This window comes from Thauera sp. SWB20 (assembly GCF_000831325.1).
In the GTDB taxonomy this organism is placed as follows: domain Bacteria; phylum Pseudomonadota; class Gammaproteobacteria; order Burkholderiales; family Rhodocyclaceae; genus Thauera; species Thauera aminoaromatica.
Genome location: NZ_JTDM01000019.1, coordinates 261,600 through 273,666, shown reverse-complemented (window position 1 = coordinate 273,666; position 12,067 = coordinate 261,600). Strand labels below are relative to the sequence as shown.

At 69.8% G+C, this 12,067-nt stretch carries 13 protein-coding genes and 1 pseudogene; 3 read left to right on the top strand and 11 right to left on the bottom strand.

What is annotated here, in order from left to right:
- Positions 1 to 15: 15 nt before the first annotated feature.
- Together PO78_RS13110 and PO78_RS13105 are read right to left on the bottom strand one after the other, a co-directional pair.
- Positions 16 to 450, bottom strand: a complete 435-nt coding sequence (locus tag PO78_RS13110) for a bacteriohemerythrin (RefSeq protein ID WP_043744287.1) — start codon at positions 448 to 450, stop codon at positions 16 to 18.
- Between the two features lie 74 nt (positions 451 to 524).
- On the bottom strand, positions 525 to 1,154 hold the full coding sequence (locus tag PO78_RS13105) for a DUF938 domain-containing protein (RefSeq protein WP_012584677.1): 630 nt from the start codon (positions 1,152 to 1,154) through the stop codon (positions 525 to 527).
- 123 nt (positions 1,155 to 1,277) lie between these two features.
- Here PO78_RS13105 and PO78_RS13100 point away from each other — a divergent pair, with 123 nt between their 5' ends.
- Positions 1,278 to 2,477, top strand: coding sequence for a CaiB/BaiF CoA transferase family protein (locus tag PO78_RS13100; RefSeq protein WP_043744285.1), 1,200 nt, complete (start codon positions 1,278 to 1,280; stop codon positions 2,475 to 2,477).
- Positions 2,478 to 2,594: 117 nt separating this feature from the next.
- On the opposite strand, the gene PO78_RS13095 is transcribed toward PO78_RS13100, so the two are convergent.
- The 7 genes from PO78_RS13095 to PO78_RS13065 all read right to left on the bottom strand — a co-directional run bounded on the left by PO78_RS13095 (position 2,595) and on the right by PO78_RS13065 (position 9,360).
- Complete coding sequence (locus tag PO78_RS13095) at positions 2,595 to 3,779, bottom strand: Bcr/CflA family efflux MFS transporter (protein WP_043744282.1); 1,185 nt, start codon at positions 3,777 to 3,779, stop codon at positions 2,595 to 2,597.
- Between the two features lie 182 nt (positions 3,780 to 3,961).
- Positions 3,962 to 4,606, bottom strand: a complete 645-nt coding sequence (maiA, locus tag PO78_RS13090) for a maleylacetoacetate isomerase (RefSeq protein WP_043744279.1) — start codon at positions 4,604 to 4,606, stop codon at positions 3,962 to 3,964.
- Positions 4,607 to 4,611: 5 nt separating this feature from the next.
- Positions 4,612 to 5,622, bottom strand: coding sequence for a fumarylacetoacetate hydrolase family protein (locus tag PO78_RS13085; RefSeq protein WP_043744274.1), 1,011 nt, complete (start codon positions 5,620 to 5,622; stop codon positions 4,612 to 4,614).
- Positions 5,619 to 6,170 carry a VOC family protein gene (locus tag PO78_RS13080; protein ID WP_004299450.1) on the bottom strand — a complete coding sequence of 184 codons (552 nt, stop codon included), beginning with the start codon at positions 6,168 to 6,170 and terminating at the stop codon, positions 5,619 to 5,621. The genes PO78_RS13085 and PO78_RS13080 overlap by 4 nt, the downstream gene beginning before the upstream one ends.
- Before the next feature lie 153 nt (positions 6,171 to 6,323).
- Entirely contained in the window at positions 6,324 to 6,560 is a 237-nt protein-coding gene (locus tag PO78_RS13075) for a DUF2783 domain-containing protein (protein ID WP_004299452.1), read from the bottom strand.
- 11 nt (positions 6,561 to 6,571) lie between these two features.
- Positions 6,572 to 8,239, bottom strand: a complete 1,668-nt coding sequence (locus PO78_RS13070; RefSeq protein WP_004299454.1) for an FAD-dependent oxidoreductase — start codon at positions 8,237 to 8,239, stop codon at positions 6,572 to 6,574.
- Between the two features lie 155 nt (positions 8,240 to 8,394).
- Positions 8,395 to 9,360, bottom strand: coding sequence for an MBL fold metallo-hydrolase (locus PO78_RS13065; RefSeq protein WP_043744268.1), 966 nt, complete (start codon positions 9,358 to 9,360; stop codon positions 8,395 to 8,397).
- A 146-nt stretch (positions 9,361 to 9,506) separates the two neighbouring features.
- On the opposite strand from PO78_RS13065, the gene PO78_RS13060 reads away from it, so the two are divergent.
- Positions 9,507 to 10,334 (top strand): IclR family transcriptional regulator, encoded by an 828-nt coding sequence (locus PO78_RS13060; protein WP_004299458.1) that lies wholly within the window; start codon positions 9,507 to 9,509, stop codon positions 10,332 to 10,334.
- A gap of 67 nt (positions 10,335 to 10,401) precedes the next feature.
- Entirely contained in the window at positions 10,402 to 11,016 is a 615-nt protein-coding gene (locus tag PO78_RS13055) for a hypothetical protein (RefSeq protein WP_012584671.1), read from the top strand.
- Positions 11,017 to 11,110: 94 nt separating this feature from the next.
- Here PO78_RS13055 and PO78_RS22320 read toward each other — a convergent pair.
- Both PO78_RS22320 and aroQ read right to left on the bottom strand, forming a co-directional pair.
- Positions 11,111 to 11,473, bottom strand: a pseudogene (locus PO78_RS22320) (sulfite exporter TauE/SafE family protein); the annotation flags it as partial.
- A gap of 16 nt (positions 11,474 to 11,489) precedes the next feature.
- Positions 11,490 to 11,927: a type II 3-dehydroquinate dehydratase gene (gene aroQ, locus PO78_RS13050; RefSeq protein WP_043744267.1), complete on the bottom strand. Its 438-nt coding sequence runs from the start codon at positions 11,925 to 11,927 to the stop codon at positions 11,490 to 11,492.
- Positions 11,928 to 12,067: the final 140 nt, after the last annotated feature.

The window sequence follows — 12,067 nt, the reverse complement described above, 5'->3', positions numbered from 1 at the left end:
CTCAAAGCGGAGCTCCTAACGCACGACCGGCTTGCGGAACAGCGGCACGAGCTGCATGTCCGACTTCATCACGTGATCCACCAGCCATTTGCGCAGAAAGGCGGTGATCTCGCCGCTCTGCGCCTTGACACCTTCCACCCCGCCATCGGGATCCTCGAGCGTGGCGTGGATGCGCTGCACGAGGATGTCGAGCTCGGCCAGCAAGGCGCGGTGTTCGAGCTTGTGCTGGTCGAGGTGGAGGTAGCCGTAGGCGATCTGGATGCGCTCCTCGCGCTCGAAGTGGTCCTCTGCGTAGCGTCGCAGCTCGGTCAGCGCCAGCTCGACATTGCGCGGGTCGTCCGGAAAGCGCAGCACGAGCTCCACCGTGTTGATGAGCAGGATCAGGTAGCGGTGGTCGGCGTCGATGTCGTCGTGGCCAATGCGGAACTGCGGTCGCCAGAAGATGGGCATGGGAGTCTCAAGAACGGTTCAGGGGCGTGGAAACGCGGCAGCATCGATTGTCGCCGATGCGCCGGCCGCGCACATCATGCGCGCACGCCGAGCCCCCCACCGCGACGGAAGACCAGGCTGAAGTTGTTCGCCGGCATGTCGACCACCGCCTCCAGCCCGAAGCCACAACGCCGGGCCTCGGTCTCCACCGCCTCCAGGTCGCGCACCGCGAAGCGCGCATCGACGCTGCGCAGCCACTCGTCGAAGTCGGCGTTGCTCGGCGCGGTGTGGGCGCCACCGCGGCGATACGGGCCGTAGCACACCACCACGCCGCCTTCCGGCACGACCGCCGCCGCGCCCGCAAACAGCGCCGGCGTGCTCTCCCAGGGCGAGTAATGCAGCACGTTGATCGCCACGATCGCGTCCGCGGCGGCGACCGGCCAGGGGGTGGCGGCGAGGTCGAAGCACACGGGCGCCAGCAGGTTGGGCAGCCCGCTGTGCGCCACCCAGTCCGTGATCGAGGCCAGCGCCGCGGGGTCGGCGTCGCTCGGCTGCCAGCACAGCGCGGGCAGGTGGCGGGCAAAATGCACCGCATGCTCGCCGGTGCCGCTGCCGAGTTCCAGAACCAGCCCGTCGACCGGCAGCACGCGCTGCAGCACGGCGAGGATGGGGCCGCGGTTGCGCGCGGCGGAGGGGGAGAACTGGCGGCGGTCGAGGGTGGGCATGGGGCGCGGCGGGCAGGATGGAAGACGTCGCGATTATCGCCTGCTCCGGTTCGGCCAAGTGACGCAGGATGCACGCCCGGAGGCTGAGATAATGACGCACCCACTTCACGGCCCTACCCCACCATGACCGCACCCGCCAAACCCCTCGCCGGCATCAAGGTCGTCGAGCTCGGCACGCTCATCGCCGGCCCCTTCGCCGCCCGCATCCTCGCCGAGTTCGGCGCCGAGGTGATCAAGATCGAAGCGCCCGACGGCGGCGACCCGCTGCGCAAGTGGCGCAAGCTCTACGAGGGCACCTCGCTGTGGTGGTACCTGCAGGCGCGCAACAAGAAGTCGGTGACGGTCAACCTCAAGCACCCCGACGGCGTCGAGGTGGTGCGCCGGCTGGTCGCCGAGGCCGACATCGTGGTGGAGAACTTCCGCCCCGGCGTGCTCGACAAGCTCGGCCTGGGCTGGGAGGCGCTGTCGAAGATCAACCCCGGCCTCGTCATGGTGCGCCTGTCCGGTTTCGGGCAGAGCGGGCCGATGGCGCAGCAGCCGGGCTTCGGCGCGATCGGCGAGTCGATGGGCGGGCTGCGCTACGTGACCGGCTTTCCCGACCGCCCGCCGGTGAAGACCGGGATCTCGATCGGCGACTCGATCGCCGCGCTGTGGGGTGCGCTCGGGGCGCTGATGGCGCTGCGCCACAAGGAAGTGAATGGCGGTGCAGGCCAGGTGGTGGATGTCGCGCTCTACGAGGCGGTGTTCGCGATGATGGAGTCGCTGGTGCCCGAGTTCGACGTGTTCGGCTTCGTGCGCGAGCGCACCGGCAACATCATGCCCGGCATCACGCCGTCCAACACCCACACCACCCGCGACGGCCGCCACATCACCATCGGCGCCAACGGCGACGCGATCTTCCGCCGCCTGATGCGTGCGATGGGGCGCGACGACCTCGCCGAGGACGCCACGCTCGCTGACAACGCCGGCCGCGACGCTCGCCGCGAGGAGTTGTACGCGCTGATCGACGCCTGGGTGGCGCAGCACGACGAGGCCGCGGTGCTGGCGACGCTGGCCGCCGCCGAGGTGCCGGCCTCGCGCATCTACTCGGTGGCCGACATGTTCGCCGACCCGCAATTCCTGGCGCGCGAGATGTTGCACACGGTGAAGCTGCCCGACGGGCGCGACTGCCGCATGCCGGGCGTGGTGCCGAAGCTGTCGGGCACGCCCGGCGGCAGCGAATGGATCGGGCCGGCGCTGGGCGCGCACACCGACGCGGTGTTGGCGGGCCTGGGTTACGACGAGGCCCGCATCGCCGCGCTGCGCGCAGCCGGCGCGATCTGATCCGGCAAACTCAATGCAGGCGCCCCGTGCAGGAGCGCCGCAAGGCGCGAATGCGGCGGAGGAGCGAGCGCCGTTCCGATCGGAGCCGCCCCGCTTCGCGCCAGCCGCCCCATGCATTCAAGCCTGGCGCGGCACCCGGCCGACCAGCCCCCAGGCCACCGCGGCCGTCGCCACGCCCCAGAACCACATGCCGTGGGTCATCGGCAGCGGCGTCCCGTCCATGCTCGCGCCCAGCCACTGCCCCATCGCGAACGCCACCACCATCATCAGGAAGCCGCTCATCGCCGAGGCGGCGCCCGCCGCCTTCGGGAAGGGCCCGACCGCGCCCGCCTGGCCGCAGGGCTGGTGGATGCCGTGGCCGACCATGTAGATCAAGGCGGGGAGCAGGATCGGCCACACGCCCTCCAGGCCGGCCAGCCCGCCGAGCCCGAGCAGGCTGCCGCCCGCGAGCGAGAACACGCCGCCGATCGCCACCGTGCGCTGCACGCCGAAGCGCACGAGCAGGCGGCGGCACAACAGGGTCCCGCCAACGTAGGCGAGCACGATCACGAACATCAGCGCGCCGTACTCGATGCGCGACAGCTCCATCAGACGGATGAACACGAAGGACGAGGCCGCCAGCAGGGTGAACAGGCCGCCGTAGGTCGCCGCAGCCAGCAGCGCGAAGGCGAGGAAGGTGGGGTTGCGCAGGATGGTGATCCAGGTGCGCACCAGCGTGGCCGGGCGCAGCGCATCGGGGTCGGGACGCTGCAGGGTCTCCTCGAAGCGCAGCGCGATCAGTGCCAGCGTGGCCGCGCCGAACAGCGCCAGCGCCGACAAGGCGCTCCGCCAGCCGAAGAACTCGGCGAGCACGCCGCCGAGCGGGATGCTCAGGCAGGCGATCACGCCCAGCCCGGTGAGCCCCTTGCTGATCGCGCGCGCCCCGACCTCGGGGCTGTAGAGGTCGCGCACCAGCGCACGCGCGCACATCACCGACGCCCCCATCGCCGCGCCCTGGGCGATCCGCCACAGCAGCAGCGCCTCCATCGACCCGGCGAGCGTGCTGCCCACCGCCGCCACGACGTAGATCGCCAGCCCGAGCAGGAGCACCGGCCGGCGCCCGAAGCGGTCCGAGATCGGTCCCCACACCAGCTGCGACAGGCCGAAGGCGAGCAGCAGGCCCGACAGCGTGAGCTGCGCCTGCGCCACCGAGGCGCCCAGGTCCTGGGTGATCGAGGGCAGCGCGGGCAGATAGAGATCGGTGGTGACCGGCTGGAGGCCGAGCAGCAGCGACAAGGCAAGGACGACGAAAGCGGTCGACATCGGGACTCCGAAAACGGGGACCAAGCCCGCGGAAGATACCGCCGGTGGCAGGACGAAGGGCAAAAAAAGATCGTCGCCGGGCATCCCTGCGCGACTCGCGCACGCGCCCCGGTCTCCCTCGCCTGCGCGCGCAGCCATTCGCAACCGCTCACCCGCAAGGCCGGAAAGCCCGACTGCGCCGCTCACTCGGCGTCGGGCTGGGCCTCGGGCGCGGCGCGCTGGAAAGCCTCCAGCCCGGCGCAGGTCTCCGCGATGCGCAGCACCGTCGGCATCGCTGACAGCTCGCAGCCGAAGCGGCGGGCGTTGAAGACCTGCGGCACCAGGCAGCAGTCGGCCAGGCCGGGCGTATCACCGTGGCAGAACGCACCGGTACGCGCATCGCCGGCGAGCATCGCCTCCACCGCCTGCAGGCCGACGCCGATCCAGTGCCGGTACCAGGCGTTCTTCTGCTCTTCGCTGGCATCGAGCTCGCGCGTGAGGTACTGCAGCACGCGCAGGTTATTCACCGGGTGGATGTCGCAGGCGATCGCCTGCGCGATCGCACGCACGCGGGCGCGGTCGAGCGGCGCGGCCGGCAGCAGTGCCGGCTGTGGATGGCTCTCCTCGAGATACTCGATGATCGCCAGCGACTGGGTCAGTACCTGGCCCTGGTCCTCCAGCGCCGGCACCAGGCCGGCGGGATTGAGGCCCAGGTAGGCGGGCTGGCGGTGCTCGCCGCCGCCGCGCACCAGATGCACCGGCACGGCCTGGTAGTCCAGGCCCTTGAGGTTCAGTGCGATGCGCACGCGATACGCGGCCGAACTGCGGAAGTAGGTGTAGAGCTTCACTTGCCTCAGCCCTTGCGCGCCGTCACCCGGTTCTCGATCGTGCCGAAGACGTTGCGGCCCTGGCGGTCGAACATCTCGATGCGGACGACGTCGCCGTCGCGCATGAAGGGCGTGGCCGGCTTGCCCTGCTCGATGGTCTCGTAGGTGCGTACTTCGGCGAGGCAGCAGTAGCCGACGCCGCCGTGATCGATCGACGAGCCCCACAGGTCGCCCTGCTTGTTGGAGACCGTGCCCGAGCCGATGATCGAGCCCGCCTCGAGCTCGCGCGTCCTGGCGACGTGGGCGACGAGCTGGCCGAAGTCGAAGGTCATGTCGACGCCGGCCTCGGGTTTGCCGAAGAGCTTGCCGTTGAGGTGCACCACCAGCGGCAGGTGCACCTTGGCATCCCTCCAGGCTTCGCCGAGCTCGTCGGGCGTGACCGCGACCGGACTGAAGGCCGAGGCCGGCTTGCTCTGGAAGAAGCCGAAACCCTTGGCGAGCTCGTTGGGAATCAGATTGCGCAGCGACACATCATTCACCAGCATCACCAGCCGGATCGCCTGCGCCGCCTCGGCGGGGGTGGCGCCCATCGGCACGTCGCCGGTCACCACCGTGACCTCGGCCTCGAAGTCGATGCCCCAGGCCTCGTCGGCCACCACCGCGTCGCGCGGGCCGATGAAGCTGTCCGAGCCGCCCTGGTACATCAGCGGGTCGGTGTAGAACGAGGGCGGCATCTCGGCATTGCGCGCCTTGCGCACCAGCTCGACGTGGTTGATGTAGGCCGAGCCGTCGGCCCACTGGTAGGCGCGCGGCAGCGGCGAGGCGCAGGCGGCCTGGTCGAAGGGCTGGGCGTCGACCGCGCCGCTGTTGAGCGCCTCATACACCTGGCGCAGCTGCGGCTCGCAGGCCTGCCAGTCGTCGAGCGCGGCCTGCAGGGTGCGGGCGATCGCCGGCACGGCACGGCAGCGGGTGAGATCGCGGCTGACGACGACCAGGGTGCCGTCGCGGCCGCCTTGCTTGAGGGTGGCGAGTTTCACTGGAACATCTCCTTGTAGCGGCCGTCGTGCATCCAGGCCGCGTGCCTGGGGGCCTTCTTCGTCTGCGCCCACTCCTCGAGCATGTCCCATTTGACCTTGTCGAGCGCCTCCAGCATGCCCGGGCGGTTCGTGTTGCAGGCGAGCTCGAGGCGGTGGCCGTTCGGATCGAAGAAGTAGATCGACTGGAAGAGCGCGTGGTCGGTGGGACCGACCACCTGGATGCCCTCGGACTCGAGGCGGGCCTTGGTGGCGAGCAGGGTCTCCATCGAGTCGACCTCCATCGCCAGGTGCTGGGTCCACGCCGGGGTGTTCTCGTCGCGGCCCATCGGCGCACGCGTGGGCAGCTCGAAGAAGGCGAGCACGTTGCCCATGCCGGCGTCCATGAAGATGTGCATGTAGGGATCGGGCTCGCCGGTAGAGGGCACGGCGTCCTCGGCGATCGACAGCACGAGCTTCATGCCGAGGTGCTTCTCGTACCAGCGCGCGGTCTCGAGCGCGTCCTTGCAGCGGTAGGCGACGTGATGGATCTTCTTCACGATCGGGGTCATTGCGGTCTCCTCGTCCTTGGTTCAGTGCCGAAGCTCCGTTGCGGCATTTCGGGAAGATAACGGAGCGCTCCGGTCCGGGCATCATCATTGCAGCGATCCCGCTCGCTGCACGTCGTCTGCAGCACGGCCACCATCGACCGGCTCGCGTAACGATCAGTCCTTTGCGACCACCCCTGCGCGAGCGATGCTCATCGCCTCGCGCAGCACCGCGATGTCGCCGATGTGGTTGGCGAGCAGCAGGATCAGGCGGGCGTTGACCATCTCGCTCTGCTCGTCGCTCAGATCACGGTGGGTCTCGATCAGGGCTTCGTAGAAATCGTCGCCGGGCGAGAAGGCACGGAAGTAGCGCTTGCCGGGTTCGAACAGGTTGGGCTGGGTGTTCAGGGCCATGACGGTCTCCTTCAGGCGTTGCAGGTGGCGCGGGCGACGGCGGCGCGCACGCGGGCCGGGTCGAGGGCGCGCCAGCGCGCGGCGACGTGCTGGTCGGGGCGGGCGAGGTAGGTGGTGCCGGGCTGCAGGTCGTAGCGCTCGCGGATGCGGCCCTTGGCGTCGATCAGCGTGCGCAGTCCGGCCGGCGCCCGGCCGCGCGCCGCGACCACGATCGGCTCCACCGGAATCGGCCCTTCCGCGAGCGACTGCAGCGCGGCCACGCTGGCGGCGTCGAGGTCGGCGGCGTCGGCCACGTAGTGCAGCAACTGGAAGCGGTCGCCGAGCACCTGCAGCAGCCAGGGCTCGCCGCCGACGGACTCGATCGGGGCGTCGTCCATCGGCGCGCCCGGCACCATGTTGCCGGCGAACACCGCATCGTCGGCGGTGTTGAGCCGCGAATCGACGAGGAAGCTCGGCACCGACAGGCGCCCGGAGTTGACCAGGGCGCGCGCGAAGGGATGGTGCTCGGCCAGGCCCAGCACCGCGTTGCGGAAGGTCCTGCTGGTGCGGCTCTTGGGCGTGATGAAGTCGGTCGAGCGCGTCGAGTTCATGATGTTCTCGTCCGCCGCGAAGCCGCGCTCGTCGCCGTAGGTGTCGAGCAGCGTGGCGGGCGCCTTGCCGTCCATCACCAGCGCGAGCTTCCACACCAGGTTGTCGGCGTCCTGGATGCCGGAGTTGGCGCCGCGCGCCCCGAAGGGCGAGACCTGGTGCGCCGAGTCGCCGACGAAGAGCACGCGACCGTGATTGAAGCGGTTCATGCGCCGGCACTGGAAGGTATACACGCTGACCCACTCGAGCTCGAACTCGCGATCGTCCCCGATCATCGCCTGGATGCGCGGGATCACGTTCTCGGGCTTCTTCTCCTGCTCCGGATCCGCCTGCCAGCCGAGTTGGAAGTCGATGCGGAAGACGTTGTCGGCCTGGCGGTGCAGCAGCACCGACTGGTTGGGATGGAAGGGCGGGTCGAACCAGAACCAGCGCTCGGTGGGGAAGTCCGCCTTCATGACCACGTCGGCGATGAGGAAGCGGTCCATGAAGACCTTGCCCTCGATATCCAGCCCGAGCATGGTGCGGATCGGGCTGCGCGCGCCGTCGGCCACCACCAGCCAGTCGGTGGTGAGCGTATAGGCGCCATCGGGCGTCTCCACGCGCAGGCTCGCCTGCTTCTCGCCGGGGGTGACCGCGATCACGTTGTTCCTGAAGCGCATCTCGAGGTTCGGGAGCTTGCGCGCGCGCTGCACCAGGTAGTCCTCGAGGTAGTACTGCTGCAGGTTGATCATGCCCGGGCGGTGGTGGTCGGGTTCGGGGCAGAGGTTGAAGTTGAATACCTCGTCCTCGCGGAAGAAGGTGCGGCCGACGTTCCACGACACGCCCTTCTGCACCATCTCCTCACCACAGCCGAGGCGGTCGAGCACCTCGAGGGTGCGCTTGGCGTAGCACACGCCGCGCGAGCCGATCGACACCGTGTCGTCGTTGTCGAGCAGCAGCACCTGCCGGCCCTGGCGGGCGAGGTCGATCGCGGTGCACAGACCCACCGGGCCGGCGCCGACGATCACCACCGGGTAGTGGCCGTCGCGCCCTTCGGCGATCTCGGGCGGACGGACGTATTCGAACTTGGGGTATTGGTACGTGCTCAGCACGGCGGTCTCCTCCGGGTTTGTTCGTGTGCGCCGGGGCCGCGTCTTGGCGCGCGGTCCTGCGGTGCGGTGCGGGGCGCCGCAGCCGGCGCCGGACGCTGCTGGAAATCAGGGGTGCGAGAGGCGCGGCGCCACACGACGCCCTGCCCGCTGCAGGCTCAGCCCTGCTGCAGCGCGTGCCACATCTGCTGGTCGCGCTCGGCGGTCCAGATGCGCGGATCGCGGATGCCGCTCGCCTCGTCGTGGGCGCGGGTGACGTCGAAGGGCAGGCAGTGCTCGTAGATGAAGACCTGGCCGAACTTCGGGTCCATGTTGGCGCGGGTGTGCGCCATCGTCGCCTTCAGGTCCATGCCCTTCGCGACCGCCTCCTGCGCGCTGCGGTACAGCGTGGAGACAAAATCGCGCGTGTAGGCGAGGCCGGCCTGGACCTTCTCCGGCGTCATCAGCGCCGGGCCGCGGCCGGGCACGAGCTTGGCGAAGTTCATCGCCGCCAGGTTGTCGAGGGTCTGCGGCCAGTCGGCGAGGTAGGCGTCGCCGGTGTAGCAGGCGGCGTCGGCCTCGACCAGGTCGCCCGAGAAGCAGATGTCCTGGGCGGGCAGATAGACGATGGTGTCGCCCTTGGTGTGGCCGCGGCCGAGCTGCTTGATGCGGACCTCGAGCTTGCCCATCCACACGGTCATCTCGCCACTGAAGGTCATGGTCGGCCAGGTCAGTCCGGGCACGCTCTCGACCGCCTGGAACAGGCGCGGGAAGCGGCCGATCTCGGAGTCCATGTCCTGCTGGCCGCGCTCGGCGATGAGGTCCCAGGTGTCCTTGCTGGCGATGATCTGCTCCAGGCCCTCGGCCTTGTAGCCCGAGGCGCCGAGCACGCGCACCGCGTGGTAGTGGGTGAGCACCACATACTTGATCGGCAGGTCGGTGATCTCGCGCACCTTGGCGATCACGCCCTGCGCGGCCACCGGGGTGGCGGTGGCGTCGATGATCATCACGCCGTCGTCGCCGATGATCACGCCGGTGTTGGGGTCGCCCTCGGCGGTATAGGCATAGGCGTTTTCGGACAGTTTCTCCCAGCTGATCTTCTTCTCTTCGAGGTCGGCCTGGGAGGCGAATTTCTTGGTGCTCATGAGGGGAGGTCTCCGGTGATGTGCAGCGATGGATCCATACTAGTTGCGAGTTCGTTAATAGTCAATACGTTTGTTATAGGCGAATCTTTCGGATACGCGGCCAGTCCGGTGGACTGTTAAGATGCGCCGCGAATCCGGAGAGCAGCATGCAGGACATCCCTAATCCCTCCCCCTCGACCGCACGCGATGCGGCCGAGTCCGCCGCCGAGCGCCGCGGCATCCAGTCCATCGAGGTCGGCGGCAGCCTGCTGTCCGCCCTGGTGCGCGAAGGCAAGCCGATGATGCTGAAGGACCTCGCACGCGAGGCCGGCATGCCGGCGGCCAAGGCGCATCCCTACCTGGTGAGCTTCGGCAAGCTCGGCCTGGTGGAGCAGGACGCGCTCACCGGCCGCTATGGGCTCGGCCCGTTCGCGCTGCAGATGGGCCTGAGCGCGCTGCACGGCCTCGATCCGATCAAGGCGGCCCTGCCCGAAGCCGCCCGGCTCGCCGACGACATCGAGCTCAACGTGGCGATCGCGGTGTGGGGCAACCACGGCCCCACCGTCGTGCACATCGAGGAGTGCAGCCGCCAGATCCACATCAACATGCGGCCCGGCACGGTCATGACGCCCTTGCTGCTGTCGGCCACCGGGCGCGTGTTCGCGGCCTTCCTGCCGCAGCGCATCGTCGCCCCCGTGCTCGCCGCCGAAGCGGCGGCGGTGGGCGCCCCACCGCTGGAGATGTCCCCCGCCGACGTCCGGGCGGTGCTCGACGAGATCCGCACGCAGCGCCTCGCGCGCGCACTCGGCAATCCGATCCCGGGCATCCATGCGTTTTCCGCGCCGGTCTTCGACGGCGGCGGCCAGCTCGCGCTCGCGATCACCGCGATGGGACCGGTCGGGAGCGTCGATCCGGACTGGGAAGGCCTCACCGCATGCCGGGTGCGCGCGGCAGCGAAGGCGATCGAGCGCCGCCTCGGCAAGCAGGCGGCCTGAGCCACGTCAAGGCGGCCGACACCGGCGCGGACGGAGAATCGGCGCTCCCCAACGCCCCGGAGCGAGCATGTCCAGCGAACGTTTTCCCGCTTTCTTCGACCAGGTGCCACGCCTCGTGGTGCGCGATCCGCTCGCCGAGTTCCTCGGCGCCGCCGAGGGGGGCGTGCTCGAGTACGGCTACGCCGACGCGGTGCGCCTGGCCGGCCATTCCTGCCCGACGGTGGCCTCGGCCTACGCCCTCGCCCATCACGCGATGACGCGGCTCTTCCCCGGCGCATTGCCCGTGCGCGGCTTGGTGCAGGTGGGCTTCCAGCATCCTCTCGACGAGGGCGTGACCGGCGTCGTCGCCGCGGTGGTCGGGCTCCTCACCGGCAGCGCCCAGGACGGCGGCTTCAAGGGCATCGCCGGGCGCTTCGTGCGCCGCAACCTGCAGCGCTTCGGCGAACCGCAGCCGCTCGCGCTGCGCTTCAGCCGCAGCGACACCGGCGCCTCCGTGGACGCTGCCGCCGAACTGGCAAAGGTGCAGCCCCACCCCGAGATGGCCGAGCGCATGGGCCGCTGCATGCGCGGCGACGCCGACGCCGGCGAACTGCAGCGCTTCGGACAGCTGTGGCAGGACCGCGTCCGGCGCGTACTCGTCGAGCACTGGGACGACCCCGAGGTGTTCCACTTTTCCGGCTGATCGGCCGGCTTCCGCCGCCCAGCCCGTCCCATAGCAGCTTGGCGCCGCACGACCGGGCGAAGGGCAGCACGCGCGGTCCTTCGCCGGTCGCGGCGACCGCGGTGCGCCGGCGCAGCAGGCGGTCGGCAACGAAGGCGAGCACGATCAGCCCGAGCACGAGCTTGACCATGCGGTCGGAGAGCACGCCGCAGAGCAGCGTCCCCGCGCCGATGCCGAGCAGCGCGGCCGGGATCAGGTGGCGGAGGTCGCCGCGATCGGCCTTGCCGCGCCACACCCGGATGCCGACCATGTCCATCACGATCAGGATCGGCAGCACCACCGCGACCGCGTCGCGCGGCGGGATCCACATCGACATGAAGGGCACCGCCAGCCCGCCGAGCGCCCCGCCCAGCCCGGCCTTGGAGATGCCGGTGAGCACGATGGCGATGGCGGTGACGAACCAGCCGAGCGCGTCCATCTCGGCGCGGGCGCGGTCAGCGCAGGCGGAGGGCGATGTATTGCAGCGCGAGGCCGTAGCCGTGCACGCCGAAGCCGGCCATCACCGCCTCGGCGACGTCGGACAGGTAGGAGTGGTGGCGGAAGGCTTCGCGCCTGTGCACGTTGGAGATATGCACCTCGACGAAGGGGATCGCCACCCCGACGAGCGCGTCGCGGATCGCCACGCTGGTGTGGGTGTAGGCACCCGGGTTGATGAGGATCCACGCCACGCCCTCGGCGCGCGCGGCGTGAATGCGATCGACGATCGCGCCCTCGTGATTGCTCTGGAAGCACGACAGCTCGATGCCGACCGCCTCGCCCTGCGCGCGCAGTCCGTTCTCGACGTCGGCGAGCGTGGTCGCGCCGTAGATCTCGGGCTCGCGGGTGCCGAGCAGGTTGAGATTGGGGCCGTTGATGACGAGGACCTTGGGCATGGGTGGCGCGCTCCGGAAGACAGGGTCGAAAAAAAGGCGGTCCGCGGACCGCCTTTCGCAAATCGCTTCAGCGCAGAGGATATCAGCGCGGCAGCAGGCTCTCACCCATCAGGAACGCATCGACCGCGCGGGCGCACTGG

Coding starts and splice junctions, on each gene's coding strand:
- PO78_RS13110 (WP_043744287.1), bottom strand. CDS start 450: ATGCCCATCTTCTGGCGACCGCAGTTCCGCATTGGCCACGACGACATC.
- PO78_RS13105 (WP_012584677.1), bottom strand. CDS start 1,154: ATGCCCACCCTCGACCGCCGCCAGTTCTCCCCCTCCGCCGCGCGCAAC.
- PO78_RS13100 (WP_043744285.1), top strand. CDS start 1,278: ATGACCGCACCCGCCAAACCCCTCGCCGGCATCAAGGTCGTCGAGCTC.
- PO78_RS13095 (WP_043744282.1), bottom strand. CDS start 3,779: ATGTCGACCGCTTTCGTCGTCCTTGCCTTGTCGCTGCTGCTCGGCCTC.
- PO78_RS13080 (WP_004299450.1), bottom strand. CDS start 6,170: ATGACCCCGATCGTGAAGAAGATCCATCACGTCGCCTACCGCTGCAAG.
- PO78_RS13075 (WP_004299452.1), bottom strand. CDS start 6,560: ATGGCCCTGAACACCCAGCCCAACCTGTTCGAACCCGGCAAGCGCTAC.
- PO78_RS13065 (WP_043744268.1), bottom strand. CDS start 9,360: ATGAGCACCAAGAAATTCGCCTCCCAGGCCGACCTCGAAGAGAAGAAG.
- PO78_RS13060 (WP_004299458.1), top strand. CDS start 9,507: ATGCAGGACATCCCTAATCCCTCCCCCTCGACCGCACGCGATGCGGCC.
- PO78_RS13055 (WP_012584671.1), top strand. CDS start 10,402: ATGTCCAGCGAACGTTTTCCCGCTTTCTTCGACCAGGTGCCACGCCTC.
- aroQ (WP_043744267.1), bottom strand. CDS start 11,927: ATGCCCAAGGTCCTCGTCATCAACGGCCCCAATCTCAACCTGCTCGGC.